At 55.5% G+C, this 19,058-nt stretch carries 21 protein-coding genes; 1 reads left to right on the top strand and 20 read right to left on the bottom strand.

Annotation, left to right across the window (positions count from 1 at the left end; all coding sequences use genetic code 11):
• Genes ABNV41_RS03000 through def form a run of 5 tightly spaced genes read right to left on the bottom strand, consistent with a single transcriptional unit; the run spans position 1 to position 3,843 of the window.
• On the bottom strand, positions 1–1,383 hold the full coding sequence (locus tag ABNV41_RS03000) for an ATP-binding protein (protein ID WP_050820113.1): 1,383 nt from the start codon (positions 1,381–1,383) through the stop codon (positions 1–3).
• Between the two features lie 10 nt (positions 1,384–1,393).
• Positions 1,394–2,116, bottom strand: a complete 723-nt coding sequence (locus ABNV41_RS02995; protein WP_003623943.1) for a response regulator — start codon at positions 2,114–2,116, stop codon at positions 1,394–1,396.
• Positions 2,106–2,627 carry a MarR family transcriptional regulator gene (locus ABNV41_RS02990; RefSeq protein ID WP_349934975.1) on the bottom strand — a complete coding sequence of 174 codons (522 nt, stop codon included), beginning with the start codon at positions 2,625–2,627 and terminating at the stop codon, positions 2,106–2,108. The genes ABNV41_RS02995 and ABNV41_RS02990 overlap by 11 nt, the downstream gene beginning before the upstream one ends.
• Before the next feature lie 28 nt (positions 2,628–2,655).
• A complete protein-coding gene (locus tag ABNV41_RS02985) occupies positions 2,656–3,315 on the bottom strand; it encodes a rpsU-divergently transcribed protein (protein ID WP_087651944.1) in 660 nt (219 codons plus the stop codon).
• Positions 3,316–3,318: 3 nt separating this feature from the next.
• Entirely contained in the window at positions 3,319–3,843 is a 525-nt protein-coding gene (def, locus tag ABNV41_RS02980) for a peptide deformylase (RefSeq protein WP_087651943.1), read from the bottom strand.
• Between the two features lie 214 nt (positions 3,844–4,057).
• On the opposite strand from def, the gene rpsU reads away from it, so the two are divergent.
• Entirely contained in the window at positions 4,058–4,261 is a 204-nt protein-coding gene (rpsU, locus tag ABNV41_RS02975) for a 30S ribosomal protein S21 (protein ID WP_019088333.1), read from the top strand.
• Positions 4,262–4,414: 153 nt separating this feature from the next.
• Here the strand turns inward: rpsU and leuB are convergent, their stop codons facing one another.
• From leuB to ubiA, 15 genes are all read right to left on the bottom strand, one after another.
• Entirely contained in the window at positions 4,415–5,539 is a 1,125-nt protein-coding gene (leuB, locus tag ABNV41_RS02970; protein WP_349934974.1) for a 3-isopropylmalate dehydrogenase, read from the bottom strand.
• A gap of 15 nt (positions 5,540–5,554) precedes the next feature.
• The gene (gene leuD, locus ABNV41_RS02965) at positions 5,555–6,178 is read right to left on the bottom strand and encodes a 3-isopropylmalate dehydratase small subunit (protein WP_050820118.1); all 624 of its coding nucleotides are present in this window, start codon (positions 6,176–6,178) and stop codon (positions 5,555–5,557) included.
• Positions 6,178–7,581 carry a 3-isopropylmalate dehydratase large subunit gene (gene leuC, locus ABNV41_RS02960; RefSeq protein ID WP_050820119.1) on the bottom strand — a complete coding sequence of 468 codons (1,404 nt, stop codon included), beginning with the start codon at positions 7,579–7,581 and terminating at the stop codon, positions 6,178–6,180. The genes leuD and leuC overlap by 1 nt, the downstream gene beginning before the upstream one ends.
• Positions 7,582–7,735: 154 nt before the next feature.
• Entirely contained in the window at positions 7,736–8,119 is a 384-nt protein-coding gene (rplS, locus tag ABNV41_RS02955; RefSeq protein WP_003623953.1) for a 50S ribosomal protein L19, read from the bottom strand.
• Between the two features lie 14 nt (positions 8,120–8,133).
• Positions 8,134–8,886: a tRNA (guanosine(37)-N1)-methyltransferase TrmD gene (trmD, locus tag ABNV41_RS02950; protein ID WP_003623954.1), complete on the bottom strand. Its 753-nt coding sequence runs from the start codon at positions 8,884–8,886 to the stop codon at positions 8,134–8,136.
• The gene (gene rimM / locus ABNV41_RS02945; RefSeq protein ID WP_050820120.1) at positions 8,883–9,425 is read right to left on the bottom strand and encodes a ribosome maturation factor RimM; all 543 of its coding nucleotides are present in this window, start codon (positions 9,423–9,425) and stop codon (positions 8,883–8,885) included. The genes trmD and rimM overlap by 4 nt, the downstream gene beginning before the upstream one ends.
• 14 nt (positions 9,426–9,439) lie before the next feature.
• Positions 9,440–9,784, bottom strand: coding sequence for a 30S ribosomal protein S16 (gene rpsP / locus ABNV41_RS02940; RefSeq protein WP_349934973.1), 345 nt, complete (start codon positions 9,782–9,784; stop codon positions 9,440–9,442).
• A gap of 62 nt (positions 9,785–9,846) precedes the next feature.
• Positions 9,847–11,250 (bottom strand): signal recognition particle protein, encoded by a 1,404-nt coding sequence (ffh, locus tag ABNV41_RS02935; protein WP_050820431.1) that lies wholly within the window; start codon positions 11,248–11,250, stop codon positions 9,847–9,849.
• A gap of 116 nt (positions 11,251–11,366) precedes the next feature.
• Positions 11,367–11,882: a Spy/CpxP family protein refolding chaperone gene (locus tag ABNV41_RS02930; protein ID WP_050820122.1), complete on the bottom strand. Its 516-nt coding sequence runs from the start codon at positions 11,880–11,882 to the stop codon at positions 11,367–11,369.
• Between the two features lie 103 nt (positions 11,883–11,985).
• Complete coding sequence (locus tag ABNV41_RS02925; protein WP_050820123.1) at positions 11,986–12,753, bottom strand: ATP12 family chaperone protein; 768 nt, start codon at positions 12,751–12,753, stop codon at positions 11,986–11,988.
• Entirely contained in the window at positions 12,750–14,909 is a 2,160-nt protein-coding gene (locus tag ABNV41_RS02920; RefSeq protein ID WP_050820124.1) for an AsmA family protein, read from the bottom strand. The genes ABNV41_RS02925 and ABNV41_RS02920 overlap by 4 nt, the downstream gene beginning before the upstream one ends.
• Positions 14,910–14,941: 32 nt before the next feature.
• Positions 14,942–15,928 (bottom strand): RluA family pseudouridine synthase, encoded by a 987-nt coding sequence (locus ABNV41_RS02915; protein ID WP_349934972.1) that lies wholly within the window; start codon positions 15,926–15,928, stop codon positions 14,942–14,944.
• A 16-nt stretch (positions 15,929–15,944) separates the two neighbouring features.
• Complete coding sequence (locus tag ABNV41_RS02910) at positions 15,945–17,306, bottom strand: replication-associated recombination protein A (RefSeq protein ID WP_050820126.1); 1,362 nt, start codon at positions 17,304–17,306, stop codon at positions 15,945–15,947.
• Positions 17,307–17,410: 104 nt separating this feature from the next.
• On the bottom strand, positions 17,411–18,106 hold the full coding sequence (locus tag ABNV41_RS02905; protein WP_003629618.1) for an outer membrane lipoprotein carrier protein LolA: 696 nt from the start codon (positions 18,104–18,106) through the stop codon (positions 17,411–17,413).
• Positions 18,107–18,112: 6 nt separating this feature from the next.
• Positions 18,113–19,030 (bottom strand): 4-hydroxybenzoate octaprenyltransferase, encoded by a 918-nt coding sequence (gene ubiA / locus ABNV41_RS02900; protein WP_050820127.1) that lies wholly within the window; start codon positions 19,028–19,030, stop codon positions 18,113–18,115.
• Positions 19,031–19,058 lie beyond the last annotated feature (28 nt).

Here is a 19,058-nt window from a genome sequence, read left to right as displayed (position 1 = left end):
CTAGCGCGGTAGGAATAGCCTGACGCGCAAACCACCCATTGGGGAATCCAGCAATTCCATCTCGCCACCATGTGCGCGCACGATGTCGCGCGAGATTGTGAGCCCCAGCCCGGTTCCACCCCCACGCCCGCTCTCAAAGGCCCGTAGAACGCTGTCTCGGCGTTCTGGGGGGATGCCCGGCCCATCATCATCTACCATCATCACAACGCCATCTGATCGGCCCTGAGCGCTTAAATTAATATGCTTTGCATAACGGCGCGCATTATCCACCAAATTGATTAATGCGCGCCGCATGGCATCTGGGCGCATATGCACCCGCAACCCCAGCGCCACACGCACCGAGAAAACATGCGCACCAGCGCGCCGGGCTGCAGCAGCCACATCTTCCAAAAAGGGTTCTATTTCGGTGTCCGCAACATTTTCAGTCCCTTCCCCGCGTGCAAAGGCCAAATAACTGGCAATCATGTGCTCCATTTCCGCCACGTCACCAATCATGTCCTCTACATCGGGCTGAATGTCTTCCGCTCGCACCATGCCGGTACGGGGCATCATATCCAGAGAAAGCCGTAGGCGGGTAAGTGGCGTGCGCAAATCATGTGATACGCCAGCCAGAACGCCCGTGCGTTGCGAGACAAAACGGTAAATCCGGTCTTGCATGCGGTTAAAGGCCACAGCTGCCTTGCGCACTTCCTGCGCCCCTGCCGGACGAATAGGGCCAATATCACGCCCAAGCCCAAACTGCTCTGCCGCGTGGGCCAGCCGCCGAATAGCCCGCACCTGATTACGCATGAACAGGCTGGCAATCACAAACAGGAGCAAAGAACTGCCAACCGCCCATGCCACAAACAGCCATATCTGCCCCATATCCAGCCGTTTACGCGGGGCTTCCACATCCAGCACACCATCTGGCAACTGGATGGAGATTTTAACTGTGTGGGGATCTTCTCGCCAATTTACGAAAAACGGGTAGCTGATAGAGGCACGTAGCGCACGAGCCAGATCTTCATCCATAGGCCCCAACACGTGGGTGGAACCAAATCGCCTAAGCCGTGCATTGGAATGCCACGATTCTACCAACTGCAAATGCTGTTGGGCCTGCTCTACAAACCACTGCCTGTCTGCCGGTTTTTTTAAACGCTCCAAGGCATTTAATGAGAGCACAATTTCTGATGTGACCGAATCTGAAAGACGGCGCGAGGCAACCTGTAGAAAATTGCCGTAAAACACTTCCAGCGCGATGCCCTGCGTGATCAGCAAGGGGATCAATACAATCAGCAAAGACCGCGCCAGAAGCGAACGTGGAAGCACGCGCCGCATGGATTTTTCCACCCTGCGTGACTTCCAGAATGAGGATGGAAAAAGCTTTAGCCCGCTGCGCCGCATGATTTATGTCTTACAGCCCCGGTTTGAGCACATATCCACGCCCACGGATGGTATGCAGGTATCGTGGCTCCTTGGGGTCAGGCTCAATACGTCGCCTCAGGCGCGTTACCTGCACATCTACGGCGCGCTCTCCAATTTCCGCCATATCCAGCGCCTTGGCAATTTCCTCGCGCGAGAACACATCATTGGGCCTACGTGCCAATACGGAAAGCAGAGCGGCCTCACCTCCCGTAAGATGAATGGTGCCATTGGGCCCGCTTAAAATAAGCCGAACGGGATCAAACTCTTTATCCCCCAACCGCACGATACGCAGATTATCCGTTGCCGGAGCAGGTTGATGCCGCCGTAAATGGGCTTTCAGGCGCAACAGCAATTCACGTGGCTCAAAAGGCTTACCGAGATAATCATCAGCACCGGCTTCCAGCCCTGTAATGCGGTCTGCCGGTTCTCCGCGTGCTGTAAGCAGCAGAATGGGGAGTTCCTGCCCTTCATCACGCAGGGCGCGTGTCAGTTCCAAGCCGTTTTCACCCGGCATGGTCACATCCAGCACCATGGCATCTGGCTGAATGCCTTCCAGTGTCTGCCGTGCCTCTGCTGCGCTAGCCGCTACACTTACCCGAAAGCCGTGCTCAAACAGGTAGCGCTGCAACAGCCGCCGTAACCGCGGGTCATCATCCACCACAATAACATGCGGGGCGACATCTTCTTCCACACTCTCGCGCTCATGCTCCATGCCGCCCTCCTTTTTTACCGGCTGCATCTTCATTCAATACAGACCGACTCTGTTCGGATAACATTCCACGCATCACACGCCGAAACCCTTCCACGGCTGCGCCTCCTGCCTCTCGATACGCAGCTACAAGGCGATGGCGCACAACAGCAAACAATCTGGCTTCTGCCGCTTTGCCTTCTGGGCTTAAAAAAAGCAGACGTTGCCGCCTGTCCTGACGCCCGGGTTGGCTTTCCAGATACTGTCTTGCTTCCAGTTCATGCATGGTGCGGCCAAGGCTTTGTTTTGTCACCCTCAACACGGCCTGAAGGCGACTAACCGGAATACCGGGGCTAAACGCCAGCACCTGCAACACCCGATAATGCGCGTGGCCCAACCCATCTGCTTCCAAAACAGGCTCAATAGCCTGCGCCATATCGCGCGATGCCAGAAACATAAGGGTTTGCGCCAGCCGCAACTGTTCTTCCCGCAGAAAGAGCAGATCTGCTCCTGCTGTTTCATGAGGTAAGGACATAGGTGTTTAGGCCTCCCGCAAAAGGCTCTTAGGCCCGCGCCATAAAGGGAAAACCACCCATACGGGCTTTAATGCGCCCAATGCGCAGAACATCTGCCAGACGCCTATCAACAAAAGCTGCCAAAGCGGCTTCATTATCACCGCGCGCCAGCCAGTACAGCAGCACAGAGGCATAGACACCGCCCAAGCTGAGGCGTTTGGTTACGTAAGTTAGCCCCGAGGAGTCATCCTGTGCAGCCTGCCAGATGGCATTGATAGTGCGCATCATGCTCCGGCGCAGTGCTTTTGCCTCACACGGGGCCAGCAGAACGGAGAGGCCTTTACGTGTAGCTGAACGAACGGCCTCATCCACCGGAAGCCGATACAGTAGCGCCTGGCGCACACGCTGGCTTAAGCGAGGTGCCTCTTCCGTATCCCACATGGCTTCCAGCATATCTCTGTCACATAGGTCGAACCATGCTTCCACAAGCTCGGCACTGCCACCGGGAAACAGCAGATCCGCATCTGGACCTGCCACTTGCAGCAGCACATCCATGCCCCATCCACGCTCTCCGGCTACGGCAGCCATCTTGCGCAGGATCTCATCCCGCGCTGGATCACGCTCCAAAGGCGCAGGCATAATGCCAGCAGCCAAAGTTGCCACTGCCAATGAGATAGCCTGACTTATCTTACCTGCACCCGTGCTCATGCCCTACGCCCCATACCGTGTGATTTCTTTTGCAAACCCAAATTTGCTCATATCCGTCATCCGCATGGGATAGAGGATTCCATCCAGATGATCCATTTCATGCTGCATGACATGCGCCCGAAACCCTGTGGCCATGCCTTCCACCTTTTGTCCGTGCTGATCAAACCCGGCATACCATATCCGCTTGTAGCGCGGCACTTCCCCCCGCAGGTCGGGCAAGGAAAGGCAACCTTCAGCCCGTAGTATTTTTTCATCATCAACCGGTTTTAAAACCGGGTTGATCAAAGCCTGCACAGGCAAAGGTGGATCATCCTCCCCTTCACTGCGCGCGAGTGGCACGCTGTAAATAAAAAGCCTTTGGGAAACAAACACCTGCGGGGCAGCCAACCCTACCCCACCGCTTTCTTCCAGAGTTTCACGCATATCCGCTATCAGGCGCGCAATATCTGGCGCTGTGGGGTCTGGCACCTCCTGCGCGGGCTGCCTTAAAACCGGGTGCCCCATGCGGGCTATTGCAAGAACTGCCATTTTTCACCCCATTTCTGTGGAGGTTGCACAATAAAAGCACACAGAAGTGCATTTTAAACACGAAAGAACAAATTGTATCTTGTCTAAAGGCCGTGTTATAGAGGCCGCCAACAAAGGAATCGGCGCCCCGCAAGGCTGCGACGGTTCCGGTTCCGTGATAATCTACAAAAAGCCGGGTTGCCCGGATTTTTCTGAAACAGGGGTTAGAGACCAAGTGCACGTTCTCGTCCGTGACAACAATGTCGATCAGGCTCTTAAAGCGCTCAAGAAGAAAATGCAGCGTGAAGGCATCTTCCGTGAAATGAAGCTGCGTCGGCACTACGAAAAGCCGTCTGAGCGCAAGGCCCGTGAAGCGGCAGAAGCCGTGCGCCGTGCTCGTAAGATGGAACGCAAGCGTCTGGAACGCGAAGGCTTCTAAGCCTTTCCATCCTTCTATCCAAAAAAGGCCGGCATCCTATGGATGTTCCGGCCTTTTTTGTGTCTGCTATGTTTCCATAGCTTGCCGCCCATAAAAAAAAGCCGCCCCACCTAAAAGTGGGACGGCCTTTTAACTTGCTGCTTATTAAGAGCGTTACTTCTGGAGCTTATCCAGCTCCCGCACAATGGCTTCACCCATCACGGATGTGCCAACGCGCGCCATGCCTTCGCTCATGATATCTGCCGTGCGCAAACCGCTTTCCAGCACGTTGGAAACCGCCTGCTCAATCATGTTGGCTTCTTCCTGCTTGTTCAGAGAGTAACGGAGCAACATGGCAAAAGACAGAATCTGCGCAATGGGGTTTGCAATGCCCTGCCCGGCAATATCCGGCGCACTGCCATGAATGGGCTCATACAGCGCAGGGAATTTGCCATTTTCGCGCACAGCACCCAGCGTTGCAGAAGGCAGCATACCCAAGCTGCCTGTCAGCATAGATGCAAGATCAGACAGCAGATCACCAAACAGGTTGCCGGTCACAATCACATCAAACTGGCGCGGGTTACGCACCATCTGCATGGCGCAGTTATCGGCCAGCATGTGAGAGAGTTCTACATCCGGGAATTCTTTGGCATGCACATCTGTCACCACTTCCTTCCACAGAAGGCCACTTTCCATGACATTGCATTTTTCAACAGAACACACACGATTAGACCGCTTGCGTGCCAGATCAAACGCCACACGCGCTACACGCTCAATTTCAGACGTAGTGTAAACTTCTGTGTTGATGCCCCGCTTGCTGCCATCTGGCAGGGTTTCAATGCCACGTGGGTTACCAAAATAGATACCCCCCACCGTTTCACGCACGATCATGATATCCAGCCCACGCCCCACATCCGGCTTAAGCGTGCTGGCATCTACCAGTGCATCAAACACTTTGGCCGGGCGCAGGTTGGCAAACAGCCCCAGTTCCTGCCGCAGCTTGAGAATGGCCACTTCCGGGCGCTTTTCAAACCCGACATGCGCCCACTTTGGATCACCAACCGAGCCAAACAGCACTGCATCCGCAGCCCATGCCTTCTCGATCACTTCATCACGGATAGGCTCGCCGTATTCTGCCAGAGAAGCACCACCAACCACATCTTCCGTAATATCGAAGGACAGGCCACGACGGCTTTCCAGCCAGTCAATAACACGCCGGACTTCCCGCATGATTTCGGGGCCAATACCGTCACCCGGCAGAACAAGAAGTTTTATGGCTGTGTTCTGTGCAGTCATCATGCAGCTCCAGAATAATCAATCAATATGAATGGAAGGCATCCAGGGTTTTTCCCGGTTTTCCCGGTTTTCATACCCTTCGATATTTGTTTCGTGCTGAAGCGTCTGGCCAATATCATCCAGCCCTTCCAGCAGCAGATGCTTGCGGAACGGGTCGATTTCAAAAGGCACTTCCTGCCCATCTGGCCGCACAATAACCTGCCGGGGCAGATCAACCGTAAGGCGGGCATTGCTGCCCATGCTGGCATCTGCCATCAGCTGATCGCAAATTTCACGCGGCAGGCGGATCGGCAAAATGCCGTTTTTGAAGCAGTTATTGAAGAAGATATCTGCAAAGGAAGGTGCAATCACGCACCGAATACCAAAATCCAGCAGTGCCCAAGGCGCATGCTCACGCGAAGAACCGCAACCCAGATTGTCATAGGTAATCAGGATTTCAGCTTTACGCCACGGTTCCTTGTTCAGCACAAAATCCGGGTTTTCTTTACCATCTGGCAGATAACGCATGGCATCAAAGGCATTTTTACCCAACCCGGTGCGCTGCGTGGTTTTCAAAAACCGAGCCGGAATAATTTTGTCTGTATCAATGTTGGCTTCTGGCAGAGCTGCCGCAATGGCCGACAGAGTTGTAAACTTTTCCATTATGCCAGCTCCCTTACATCAGTCAGGCACCCCGTCACAGCAGCAGCCGCGGCCATGGCAGGAGACAGCAGATGTGTGCGACCGCCCGGCCCCTGACGTCCTTCAAAATTACGGTTGGATGTAGAAGCGCAACGCTGGCCCGGTGTTAGCCGATCTGGGTTCATACCAAGGCACATAGAGCACCCGGCCTCACGCCATTCAAAACCTGCATCCAGAAAAATCTGGTCCAGCCCTTCTTCTTCTGCCTGCCGCTTTACATTGCCCGAACCCGGCACAATCATGGCGCGCACGCCTTCAGCCACCTTGCGGCCAGCGGCTATCTGCGCTGCGGCACGCAAATCTTCAATACGGCTGTTGGTGCAAGAGCCAATGAAAACCACATCAACTGGTGTGCCAGCAATTTTCTGCCCGGCTTCCAGCCCCATGTAGTCCAGCATACGCTGCATCTGGGTGCGCTTGGCTTCATCAGCTTCATCAGCAGGGTTAGGTACGGTGGCCGTAATGGGCAGCACTGTTTCCGGGCTTGTGCCCCATGTCAGGCTGGGGCTGATATCTTCTGCCCGCAGCGTCACTTCCTTATCGAAATGCGCACCTTCATCAGAAGCCAGCGTTTTCCAATAGGCAACAGCCTTGTCAAACTCTTCACCCTTGGGGGCAAACGGACGGCCACGCACATATTCAAACGTGGTTTCATCTGGCGCAACCATACCTGCGCGCGCACCGGCTTCAATGGCCATGTTGCACAGCGTCATACGCCCTGCCATGTCCAGCCCACGAATGGCGGAACCTGCAAATTCGATTACATGCCCTGTGCCACCAGCCGTGCCGATATGCCCGATAATAGCCAGCATGATATCTTTGGCAGAAACGCCAGCACCAAGCGTGCCATCAACTGTAACGCGCATGTTTTTAGCCGGACGCTGCAGAATAGTCTGCGTGGCCATCACATGCTCGACTTCCGACGTACCAATACCAAAAGCCAGCGAACCCAGCGCACCATGCGTAGAGGTATGGGAATCCCCACACACAATGGTCATACCTGGCAGAGAAATCCCCTGCTCTGGCCCGACAACGTGCACAATGCCCTGATTGGCAGAAAGCAGCGGGAAATACGGAACCCCGAATTCCTTAACGTTGCGTTCCAGCGTTTCAATCTGGTTGCGGCTATCGGCTTCTTCAATCGGCTGAGTGCGGTCAGACGTTGGCACGTTGTGGTCAACCACAGCCACAGTCTTTTCCGGGTGGCGCAGTTTACGCCCTGCCAGACGCAAGCCTTCAAAAGCCTGCGGGCTGGTGACTTCGTGCACAAGGTGCCGGTCGATATAAAGAATAGAGGTGCCGTCCGGCAGAGTTTCAACGACGTGATCATCCCAGATCTTGTCGAACAACGTACGCGGGCCCATGCCCTCCTCCTTTATATTTCTTACGCTACGTGCATCAGCTCACCTATTGGGCCAATGCTGTTGCGGTATGCCTAATATATCAAAAAGACCCGACTGACATAGGCCAGCCGGGTTTTAAAAACCATATCAGACCGATGTGAACGGTTATATGGTTTTAGCTGGCTGCCGGAGCAACCACTTCACGCGGGCGTTCTGCAATACGAGCAGACTTACCGCTACGGCCGCGCAGGTAGTACAGCTTTGCACGACGCACTTTACCACGACGCACAACCTTGATTTCTGCAACCGTAGGTGCGTACAGCGGGAACACACGTTCCACACCTTCACCATTGGAAATCTTGCGCACGGTGAAGTTGCTGTTCAGGCCCTTGTTGGAACGGGCAATCACAACGCCTTCAAAAGCCTGCAGACGGGTACGTTCACCTTCCTGCACCTTAACGGAAACGCGCACCGTATCACCGGCTTCGAATTCCGGAACTGCGCGCTCTGCTGTCAGACGCTTAATTTCTGCAGCTTCATACTGCTGAATGATGTTCATGTCGGTATCCTTCCTCAAACCCCAAAATGGTCTGTCTGTGCGGCCCCGCCCACAGCTTCAGCCATGTTTCTTTCCTTGCGAGCCAGCCAGGCAGACCACAGATCCGGCCTTCTTTCCCGCGTTATTTCTTCTGCCTGCTTCTGCCTCCAGGCCGCGATGGCGGCATGATTGCCCGAAAGCAGGATTTCCGGCACAGCGCGCCCTTCCCACTCGGCAGGACGGGTATAATGCGGGTATTCAAGCAGCCCTTCGGAAAAACTTTCCTCTACGCCACTTTCCTCACACCCCATCACGCCGGGTAGCAGGCGCACACACGCATCCAGCAACACCAGTGCGGCAGTTTCCCCACCCGAGAGAATGTAATCTCCGATGGATACCTGCTCAACGTCATGCGCTTGCAGCACACGTTCGTCCACACCTTCAAACCGACCACACAGCAACAACACCCCAGAACCAGCCGCATAACGCCGCACATCCTGCTGCGTTAATGGCCGCCCACGTGGTGTAAGATACACACGCGGCACATCTGCTGGCGCCTGAGAGGCAGCAAAGGCGGCATCCACCACATCCGGGCGGATAACCATACCTGCACCACCACCAAATGGTGTATCATCTACTGCACGATGCCGACCCAGACCATGCTGCCGCAGATCTTCCGTCCGACATGTCCACAAGCCTTTTTCCAGTGCTCGCCCTGCAAGGGAAAGCCCCAGTGGGCCCGGAAACATTTCAGGAAACAGCGTGAGCACAGTGGCCTGCCAGTTCATGGCTGCACCTCTGTTTTCTGCCGTTTACCAACGCCGCGTCCTTCTTCGCCCGAAACTTCTTCGGGGCGCACCACAGTGATTGTCCGTTGTTTCAGATGCACCTCAGGCACACAGGCCTGAGTAAACGGAACAAGGGAACCATCACTCAGTTCCAGACTGGCGCCAGCTCCATAATCATGCACCATCACAACACGACCAAGAGAAAGACCGTTTTCGAAAGCTTCCATGCCAATTAAATCAGCATGGTAGAATTCTTCTTCCTCAGGTTCCGGCAAAGCTGCGCGCGGCACATACAGGCGGATATTCACCAACGCCTGCGCGGCATCACGGTCAGCCAGCGGAGCGCCATTGGCATCCCGCAATTCGGCTACGCTATCCGCCCCACGCCAACTCAGGAACCATTTACGGCCCTGATCGTCCTGCAATGCCCCACACTGCTCCAGCGTTTGCGGGTTTTCCGCATAAGCACGCACACGCACAAGGCCGCGCACACCATGCGGTTTACCAACAACGCCCATCAGAATGAGGTTTGAGCACATGATGGTTTCAGGCTTTAGACAGCAGCAGCTTTAGCAGCTTCAGCAGCGCGTTCCTGCGCCTTCTTTTTCGGAGCAGACTTTTTAGGCTGTTCACGATAAGCGGGCTTAGATGCCAGACCTGCGTTACCAAGGAAGCGAGCCACGCGATCTGTCGGCTGAGCGCCTTCAGACAGCCAATGCTTGATGCGTTCTTCTGTCAGACGCACGCGTTCAGCGTGATCAGACGGCAGCATTGGGTTGTAGGCGCCAACCTTTTCAATGAAACGGCCATCACGCGGGCTGCGGCTATCTGCCACAACGATGTGGTAGTACGGACGCTTCTTGGCACCTGCGCGGGCAAGACGAATTTTAAGACTCATTCGGAGTTACTCCAGACCCAAAAATAAAAAACCCGAAAAACTGCTTCTAGAAATAGACCGCCTTAGCGGAAAGGATTGCCACCAGGTCCACCCGGCGGCCCTCCCCCTCCCATTCCTTTCGGCATGAGCGCGGACATTCCCTGGCGCATGAGACCTTTCAAGCCCAGTTTGTTGAAGCGCTTCATCATGGAGGACATCATATCAAACTGCTTGAGCAGCTTGTTAACATCCTGAACTGTAGATCCAGACCCGGCAGCAATACGCTTTTTGCGCGATGCCTTGATAATGGCAGGGTTTTTACGCTCTGCCTTGGTCATGGAAGAAATAATGGCAAGGTGCTTTTTCAGGATAGAGGTATCAAGATCCTTATCCCCCAAAGCTTCCTTAACTTTACCCATACCCGGAAGCATGCCCAGAATACCGGAAATGGAGCCCAACTTGTTGATCTGGCGGATCTGGGATGCGTAGTCATCCAGATCGAACTTGCCCGCCATCATCTTCTGGGCGAGGCGTTCACCTTCTTCCTGATCAAGCGTATCGGCGGCTTTTTCAACAAGCCCGGCAATATCACCCAAGCCAAGAATACGGCCGGCCACACGTTCTGGATAAAATTCATCCAGCCCGTCCAGCTTTTCAGCCGTACCAATCAGCTTGATGGGAGCACCGGTAATGGCGCGCATGGAAAGCGCTGCACCACCGCGGGAATCACCGTCCATCCGGGTCATGACAACACCGGTCACACCTACAGCCTCATTAAAGGCCTTGGCGGTATTTACGGCGTCCTGCCCGGTCATGGCATCTACAATCAGCAGGGTTTCTGCCGGATGTGTGACATCACGAATCTGCCGCACCTCGTCCATCAACGCTTCGTCTATAGAAAGACGACCGGCGGTATCGAGGATAACGACATCATAACCTTCGCGCCGCCCTGTATCGAGGGCACGCTTGGCAATTTCTACAGGCGTCTGCCCAGCCACAATCGGCAGGGATGTAACGCCAACCTGCTCTGCCAACTGCGCGAGCTGCAACTGAGCTGCAGGGCGCTGCGTATCCAGAGAAGCGAGCAGAACCTTTTTACGTTCACGCGTTTTAAGGCGCAGGGCCAGCTTACCAGAGGTGGTGGTTTTACCAGACCCCTGCAAACCAACCATCAGAACAGGAACAGGTGGGGTGGAATTTAGATTAAGGGGAACAGCACCGGCACCGCCAAGAGCATCAATAAGAGCATCATTGACGATTTTAGCGACAGCCTGACCGGGAGAAATGCTTTCCAGCACTTCATGCCCAACGGCTCGTTCCTTAACTTTATTAACGAAGTCTTTAACAACAGGCAGCGCAACGTCAGCATCCAGCATGGCCAGACGGACTTCCCGCATTGCCTCCAGAACATCGGCTTCAGACAGCGCCCCCTGTTTAGCGAGGCCATCAAAAACGCCGGAAAGCTTGCCTGAAAGAGCTTCGAACAAAAGTATCACACCCCATAACAAGACGCGCCACTGCGCGAACACTCGCGGAGTGGCGGGCCTGATTTGTTGCAGGGGTTACGGGATACCCCTGCGAGAGTCAAGAACCTTCTGGCGGTTTACTTGCCAGATTTATCTGCATCGGCTGCCGGAGCAGGATGTTCAACAGCATGAAGCTGGTCCAGCAGATCATGAATCTTAACCTGACGTGCATGAATCTGAGCCAACTGATCAGCCGTCAGCACATCATGGATGCGGGAAGCCGTTTCCAGATGCTGGGATTCACGCTGGGCGCGCAGGGTAGCCATTTCCTGCTGCAGTGTTGCAACCTTGTCTTTGTCCACCGGGCCGGGGGATGTCAGCGCGTCTTCAATCTGGCGGTGGATTTTGTCGAAATCACCACGGAGATCCTGCGTCTGATCCTGACGGTGGGCTTCCTGCAGAATGGTCTGAATCTGCTTGCGCTGCTTTTTGGTAAGATCAATGCCGTCCAGAGCATTCAGCCCTGCACCCGGAATGCCGGGGCCAAAACCGTTTCCATTAAATCCATTACCGGGTTCTGCATGTGCGCTAACGCCTGCAACAGAAACACCTGCAGCCACAATTGCTGCCAGAAGGGTCTTTTTGATTTTCATAATGTCTATGCTCCTTAAAGCTTGAGCTGCTTCATACTTGGGGAAGATTCCAAACTTGCCAAGAGTAACGCCGCATATAAATGCTTGGGGATGCGGGTTGACATCAAACCGCAGGCGTGCACGCCAATTGCAGAAAACGAGCTGCATCGGCCACTTCCCGCTGAATACCGGCAATACGGTCCGTTATTTCCGTATCCTCACCCCACACAGCCATTTGCATACGTTCATCCAGCGTTGCGCTGGCCACCAGTTCATCTACAGAACCAGCGCCGTTTACCAGCGCCAAACCCAGCACAAGGCTTCCCAATGCTGGCACGGAAACGGCAAGCACAGCCAATTCCGCCGCATTCAGCTTTTCCATGGCATCATATAGCTTTTGCAAAGACTCTTCGGGCTGCACAATTGGCATCACACCAGATGATGTGTGCAGGGTAACCCCATACTGCTTCCGCAGCCATTCCAGCCACGGGTCCCATTCCTTGCGTTGGGCCTGCGCCAGCTTACCTTCCCCCGGCTCCCGGTAACACAGCAGATCACTGCCCGCATAAGCCAAGAGGCTGCGCAACACCCCTTCCCGCTCTGCAGGAATACGCTCGATCATAGAGCCCGCGATACCTGTAAGGGGCAGATCAGCAGGTGAAAAAAGACCATCTGCATTTTGCCCGGCAGCCTGCCATTCTGCCGCCAGCGCATCTGCCAATGCGCGAGACGTGACGCATAGCGGAGTCTTGCGTGGCAGACGGATGCTGCGCCCATCAAGCTGCACAACAAAACCCTGCCCTTCTGGCACAACGTCTGCCTGTTTCCAGAACCGTTTGCGGCCAACCGGCGCATTGCCAGAAACATTATGTTCGGTAGATGCCATTTTCATTGGAACAGCCCCAAGCCACGCAACATGTTCATGACCTTTCCTTCCTTGCCCGCTTTTTTCTGCGGTGCATCTGGCCCAGCCACACCCTCACGCGCAGCAGAAAGCATGGAGGGGCAGTTATCTCCCTCCCCATCATTTCCGCCAATGCTTATGCCATACCGGCCTTCATAAGCCGGATCCATACGCGGTTTGGGGTCTGACAATGTACCTGTAACCGCAACATCGGAAGAAGCCGAAGCCCCACCCAGCAACACGCGCGGAGACAGGTGCATATCCAGCACCTGAGAGCCCAGCCCCACCGTGCCGTGCCCATGTAGAACCAGAAACGGCGTTTCCAGCCCCAGCATATCAATATTGGCATTGCCCTGCGCAAACTGCATATGGCTGCCAAAGCACCTTACGGGCATTTTGCCTTTAACCGGCACCTGTGGGCCCAGAAGCGTGCGAATAGCGGCACCACTTATGCTACCATCCACAACCGAAACCCCAAGGTGCCCGTCCAGATTATTGCGCCGATCTTCCGGCGTTTCCCCTTGCGTGGAAACTGCGCCCACAAGTTGCACAGTGCCGGAAAGCGAGGAAGAAAGGCCAAGCCAGCGCTCAACAACAGGCAGGGGTAAAAACACAGGGTGCGCCGCCAATTCAATCTGGGGCAAAGCACCGGCCACGTCATACACCAAACGGCCAGCTTGCTGGAAACCATTGCCTTCAGCCTGCACGGGCTCAAGTGTCAGTCTGCTATTTTGCAGCGTGGCATGCGTGCTGACATGCGCCCATGTTACGCCCTGCCAGTTTACGCTCTGCGCTTGCACATCCATAGCACCTCGTGCGCCACGCAGCACATCTGATACGGCATGGTGCCGCACCACAGATGCCGTATCAGCAACATCTATGTGCCCATCTACTTTAAGATCATTGGCGGCTGGCAGGTCACCCCCCGGCACCACGTGCGCGAGCTGGCCATGCACATCCAGCGCAGAAGCACCAGCACTTAGAGTGCCTGTGCCGTGGATGCTGGATTCACCCTGCGTGAGCGTTAAATCCACCGGCACAATCTGCTGTGCAACGTGTTCGGGCGCAGCAGCCAACTGCTGCATTGTTCCCACCGTGCCACGCAGGCTCAACACCTGCGCACCCACCTGACCATCAATCTGAGCCGTTACCGGATCTGTGGGGCCTGCCGTATCTATTACCACCCGAGTTAATGCGGCCTGTGGCAACCATGCGCCTACATCCACATTTTCAGCACGCACATGCAGGCTTTGGGGTGCAGGCTGCGCGCCCTGCCCGCCAACAGCCATATCTACAGAAACATTCCGACCTTCTGGGAGATTTGCATGTGGGAAAAAGACATTCAGATCACGCAGCTGCGCAACAGAACCACCAATCTGCAACGCATAGACTTTTTGGCCCTGCGGATCTGTAATGGACCCATCTATATGCGCCAGCCCGGCAGGATGGCCATTCACAGTCAGGGAGATTCTCAGCTGCATTGGCAACTGGGCGGACATTGGCAACAAAGGCCCTGTTTGCCCTGTAAGCGCTAACTGCCCAGCTCCTTTACGCAGCTTTACATCAAAATCAGGCGCGTTCCCCGAAAGCCCTTTCACCTTGCCTTCGGCAATCTGAAAAGCACCAGAACGATGATGCACCGCATCATCCCAATCGACCTGCGCCTGTGTGAGCAAAAGATCTGAAACCGTCAGATTCCAGTGCATCTTGCCAGAACTGGAAGAGGAAGAGCCCCCGTTGCTGCTCTGGCGTTCTTGCGGTGTGAAATGCCAATCTGCCCGCCCATCTGCCAAACGGCGCAACCGCACCTGTGGGCTGATGAGGCTGACATCTTCAAACGCAATGCGATGAGAAAACAGCGGCAACAATGCCAGCCGGGCACGCACCTGCCCGATATCCAGCATGTTCACACCATCTTCCGCCACGCTGGAAAGTTTTACGTTCTTTGCTTCCACCCACGGAAAAGGCAGAATCCACACATGCAACTGGCCAATGGTCAGGTGGCGGCCGGTGCTGCTTTCCACTGCATCGGCCAGCCGTGTTTTCAGCCAGTCTGCATCCTGCGTGGCAGATATAATTGTGCCACCGCCCAGCGCCAGAACAGCGGCCCCCGCCAGCAGGCCGATTTTCCATTTCAGACGCATGTGCGTTTCTCCTGTTTCAACTTGAACCGTCCTTATCCTTGGCCGCCACGGCGTGAAGGTGGCGGTGTGGTGCCCGACACAAACCCAAGAGTTCGGAAGGTTTCACGCATATGAGGCGGTAATTCGGCACTTACAGTTAAGCGCCCACCTGCCGGATGTGGCATATCCAGCATACGGGCATGCAGATGCAGCCTGTCTGTAAAGCCAGAAGGATGGGCTGCCGCTCCACCGTATTTCGGATCTCCCAAAATAGGTGTGCCTAAAGATTCGCAATGCACACGAAGCTGATGCGTGCGGCCAGTAAGCGGTGAAAGTTCCAGCCAAGAAAACTTGCGTGCAGCCGAATCCAGCACTTCGTAAACAGACCGTGCTGATTGTGCATCAGCATCCTTACGGTCAGCTGCCACGGTGATGGAACCGGGGCCAGCACCCAAACGGGCCAATGGCTGATCTATCTCGCCCGAAAGCGGATCAGGCCGCCCAACCACAACAGCCCAGTAGATCTTTTTTACGTCCCGACCACGGAAAGATGCCGCCAGCTTGGCCGCTACGCCGGGAGTACGCGCCAGCAGCAGAAGGCCGGAGGTATCTTTATCAATCCGGTGCACCAGCCGTGGGCGCGGATCATCTTCTTCCCGCAGGCCATCCAGCATCATGTCAACGTGCTTGGTAATGCCGGGGCCACCCTGCACGGCAAGCCCTGCGGGCTTGTTAAGGACAATGACGTGCTTGTCCTGATACACCACCATCTTGCGGATTTCACGCGCCAGTTTTTCATCCAGTGGGCGCGGCACATCGCGCGCAGGCTTGGCGGCCATGGGTATGGGGGGCACGCGCACCGTTTGCCCCGGCTCTAACCGGGTGGAGGCTTCTACCCTTTTGCCCTCAACACGAATCTGACCCGTGCGGCACAGTTTTTGAAGCGCCCCCTGCGTAAGATGCGGGTAATGGCGGCGAAAATAGCGATCCAGACGAATACCGGCTTCGTCTTCGCTTACGGTACGATTGACAACACTCATGCGCCGATATTCACGACTAACGCCGATCCCGCAAGCGGGACCACGTTTCTAGCCTGTGACGAACCTCCCGTTCATAGCCCCTACCCGTTGGATTATAGAAGTTCTGGCGCTTCATGCCGTCGGGAAAATAGTTTTGGCCAGAAAAGCCTTCTTCCGCATCGTGGTCATACTGATAGCCCTTACCGTAGCCGATATCCTGCATCAGTTTGGTGGGGGCATTTAGAATGTGTGCCGGTGGCATCAGGCTGCCTGTAGCCTTGGCTGCACGGCGGGCCGCGCCATAGGCTTTATAAACTGCGTTGGATTTGGGCGCAGTGGCCAGATGCACCACAAGCTGCGCCAAGGCCAGTTCCCCCTCCGGCGAACCCAAACGCTCATACGTTTCCCACGCAGCCACGGCCAATGGCAGGGCGTGTGGGTCTGCCATGCCCACGTCTTCCGCAGCAAAGCGTGTCATACGGCGGGCCAGATAACGCGGGTCTTCCCCACCTTCCAACATACGGGCAAACCAGTAGAGAGCTGCATCCGGGTCTGATCCGCGCATGGATTTATGCAGAGCGGAAATCAGATTGTAATGCTCTTCCCTATCTCGATCATACAAAATGGCGCGTTTTGCCAACAGGCGGGAAAGGGCCTGCGCATCCAGCGGTTTTTCTGTTTTCAGGCTTAAAAGCTGCTCCACCATGTTGAGCAGGTAACGGCCATCACCATCTGCCATAGCGCGGAGGGTGACACGCCCATCTTCCGTAAGCGGCAAGGGCCTGCCTGTTTCTTCCTCCGCCCGCACCAGCAGGGCTTCACAAGCCGGATCATCCAGCCGGTTAAGCACCATAACCTGACAGCGTGACAGCAAAGCGGAATTGAGCGCAAAGGATGGATTCTCGGTTGTGGCACCAACCAGCACAACGGTGCCATCTTCTACCACCGGCAAAAAGCCATCCTGCTGCGCGCGGTTAAAGCGGTGGATTTCATCTACAAACAGCAGCGTACCGCCACCCACTTCTGCCTGCCTGCGTGCGTTCTCGAATGCTTTTTTCAGATCCGCCACGCCAGAAAACACAGCCGAAAGCTGCACAAACTTTAACCCAGCAGCCTGTGCCAGAAGGCGGGCAATAGTGGTTTTGCCAACACCCGGCCCACCCCACAGAATCAAACTGGCAAGTGAGCCACGTTCCAACATACGTGTGAGCGCACCCTCTGGCCCCAGCAGATGCGCCTGCCCTACCACATCCTCCAACCGTTGCGGGCGCAGACGGTCCGCCAATGGCTGCGTGGGCGCTGGCTTTTTGCGTGCGTCCGCATTTCTTCCCTGAGATGGCTCGGGAGCAAGCCCAAAAAGATCATCACCCATTACCGGGGGTTCACGCTCTGCGGCCATAGCCTGCGTGCCTCACTTCAATCTGTCTCAATCTGTGTGAATATATCGGCCTGCACGGCAGCTTTTTCCAGAAGAAGCACGGAAAAAGCTGCTGGCAACACAGTTTAGTTGTCCTCGGCAGGCAGAACAAAAGTGCTTGCCGGAATATCTGCACCCGCATGCACATCAAACAAGGTTACGCGGGTTTCGCGCCCTTGCGCGTCCAGCACACTCCATGACCGCAGAGCAACTGGCGTTTCATAAAAAACCAGTGTCAGGCTGCCATCACCGGGGGAGGATGTGCGCACAAGCGTAACCTGCACCAGCCCGTTATCATGCTGAAAGCCCGTTACCGTGACATCATCTGTCAGGCTGACATGAGGGCGCAGCAGAAGGCCCAGAGGTGTACGCTCAATGGGAATAACCGTGGTTTGGTCCAACTGGTTATCTCGGAACACAACCTTGCCCCCGTTGGCTACCAGCAGCAGCGGTGAAGGCGGATCATACGCCAAGCGCATCTGGCCGGGGCGCTTCATCCACACGGTGCCGGTTGTGCGTTTTCCTTCTGCATCAAGCTGCTGAATGCGGGCCTGAAAGGTTTTGGACTGGTTGAGCGCCTGCTCAATCCGCTTCAACCATGCTTTATCGGATGCAGAAAGCGCCACAGCAGCCGGCGCGGAAGAAGATGCTACGGGAATAGCCGTTTCACCGGTATCGTCCTGTGCATAAGCCTGGCTGCCAGCCAGAACCAACCCCATAGCCGCTGGCAGAACAGCCCGGAAAATGGATTTCATGAACGTGGTTTCTTTCATCTGAAGCATGCAGGCTTATACAGCTATCAACCCGGCAACCAGCGCCAGCGCTACGGCCAAGCCAATTTCTCGATTAGCCCTAAACTGGGCCAGACACAAAGCGGGGCTTGTTGGGTCTACCTTACGGGCCTGTTGCCACAACAATATGGCAGGCAACACCAAAGCCACCCAAAAAAGTGGGCCAGACCCCGCCAAAACAGCGGCCACAGCCAGCAAAACAAGCATTAGCCCGTAACAGGTGCCAATAAACCCACGCGCCCGGCCGACCATAAGGCGAGATGTGGATTTCACACCAATGCGGGCATCGTCTTCCATATCCTGAAAGCCATAAATGGTATCAAACCCCAGTTGCCACACAATGGTTGCCGCATACAAAGCTGCCTGTGCCCAAGATAAATGCCCGGCCGCAGCCGCGTATCCCATGGGTGCGCCAAAGCCGAAGGTAAACCCCATGACAAGCTGAGGCCACCACGTAAACCGCTTGGCCAATGGGTAAAGCGCCACCAGCAGCAGGGATGACACACCCAAAATCCATGAAAGGCTGTTCAACTGCACCAGCACAGCCAAGCCTGCCAGCAAAAGCAGCACCAAAAATAGTGTGGCCTGCTTCATGCTCAACGCGCCAGATGCCAGTGGCCGCCCAGCTGTGCGCGCCACCTGCCGGTCTATATCCCTGTCCCACATATCATTCACAACGCAGCCCGCGGCCCGCATTACAAGGCTGCCGATGCCAAACAGCACAATCAGCCGAATGCGTTCGGAAGTGGCAACACCCTGAGGCAGCAGAATGCCCCACATGCCCGGCAGCCATAAAAGCCACGTGCCTATTGGCCTATCCAACCGCGCAAGCAAAGCATAGGCCTGCAACGCCGGAGGCAGATGGGCAATCCACCCTGTAATGCGGATATCTGTATGGCTGGAAGAAACTGACACGGCTGTTCACGTATCCTGTTCAGAAAGG

Origin of the sequence: Acetobacter sp. A11-2 (assembly GCF_040208445.1) — a bacterium.
GTDB lineage: Bacteria > Pseudomonadota > Alphaproteobacteria > Acetobacterales > Acetobacteraceae > Acetobacter > Acetobacter oryzoeni.
The sequence above is the reverse complement of the archived record's forward strand: the minus strand, read 5'-3'. Positions and strand labels throughout refer to the sequence as shown.

What these genes read in the sequence shown, in the direction of transcription:
- ABNV41_RS03000 (WP_050820113.1), bottom strand. Translation starts at nt 1,383, where the DNA reads ATGCGGCGCAGCGGGCTAAAGCTTTTTCCATCCTCATTCTGGAAGTCA.
- ABNV41_RS02995 (WP_003623943.1), bottom strand. Translation starts at nt 2,116, where the DNA reads ATGGAGCATGAGCGCGAGAGTGTGGAAGAAGATGTCGCCCCGCATGTT.
- ABNV41_RS02990 (WP_349934975.1), bottom strand. Translation starts at nt 2,627, where the DNA reads ATGTCCTTACCTCATGAAACAGCAGGAGCAGATCTGCTCTTTCTGCGG.
- ABNV41_RS02985 (WP_087651944.1), bottom strand. Translation starts at nt 3,315, where the DNA reads ATGAGCACGGGTGCAGGTAAGATAAGTCAGGCTATCTCATTGGCAGTG.
- def (WP_087651943.1), bottom strand. Translation starts at nt 3,843, where the DNA reads ATGGCAGTTCTTGCAATAGCCCGCATGGGGCACCCGGTTTTAAGGCAG.
- leuB (WP_349934974.1), bottom strand. Translation starts at nt 5,539, where the DNA reads ATGATGACTGCACAGAACACAGCCATAAAACTTCTTGTTCTGCCGGGT.
- leuD (WP_050820118.1), bottom strand. Translation starts at nt 6,178, where the DNA reads ATGGAAAAGTTTACAACTCTGTCGGCCATTGCGGCAGCTCTGCCAGAA.
- leuC (WP_050820119.1), bottom strand. Translation starts at nt 7,581, where the DNA reads ATGGGCCCGCGTACGTTGTTCGACAAGATCTGGGATGATCACGTCGTT.
- rplS (WP_003623953.1), bottom strand. Translation starts at nt 8,119, where the DNA reads ATGAACATCATTCAGCAGTATGAAGCTGCAGAAATTAAGCGTCTGACA.
- trmD (WP_003623954.1), bottom strand. Translation starts at nt 8,886, where the DNA reads ATGAACTGGCAGGCCACTGTGCTCACGCTGTTTCCTGAAATGTTTCCG.
- rimM (WP_050820120.1), bottom strand. Translation starts at nt 9,425, where the DNA reads ATGTGCTCAAACCTCATTCTGATGGGCGTTGTTGGTAAACCGCATGGT.
- rpsP (WP_349934973.1), bottom strand. Translation starts at nt 9,784, where the DNA reads ATGAGTCTTAAAATTCGTCTTGCCCGCGCAGGTGCCAAGAAGCGTCCG.
- ABNV41_RS02930 (WP_050820122.1), bottom strand. Translation starts at nt 11,882, where the DNA reads ATGAAAATCAAAAAGACCCTTCTGGCAGCAATTGTGGCTGCAGGTGTT.
- ABNV41_RS02925 (WP_050820123.1), bottom strand. Translation starts at nt 12,753, where the DNA reads ATGAAAATGGCATCTACCGAACATAATGTTTCTGGCAATGCGCCGGTT.
- ABNV41_RS02920 (WP_050820124.1), bottom strand. Translation starts at nt 14,909, where the DNA reads ATGCGTCTGAAATGGAAAATCGGCCTGCTGGCGGGGGCCGCTGTTCTG.
- ABNV41_RS02915 (WP_349934972.1), bottom strand. Translation starts at nt 15,928, where the DNA reads ATGAGTGTTGTCAATCGTACCGTAAGCGAAGACGAAGCCGGTATTCGT.
- ABNV41_RS02910 (WP_050820126.1), bottom strand. Translation starts at nt 17,306, where the DNA reads ATGGCCGCAGAGCGTGAACCCCCGGTAATGGGTGATGATCTTTTTGGG.
- ABNV41_RS02905 (WP_003629618.1), bottom strand. Translation starts at nt 18,106, where the DNA reads ATGCTTCAGATGAAAGAAACCACGTTCATGAAATCCATTTTCCGGGCT.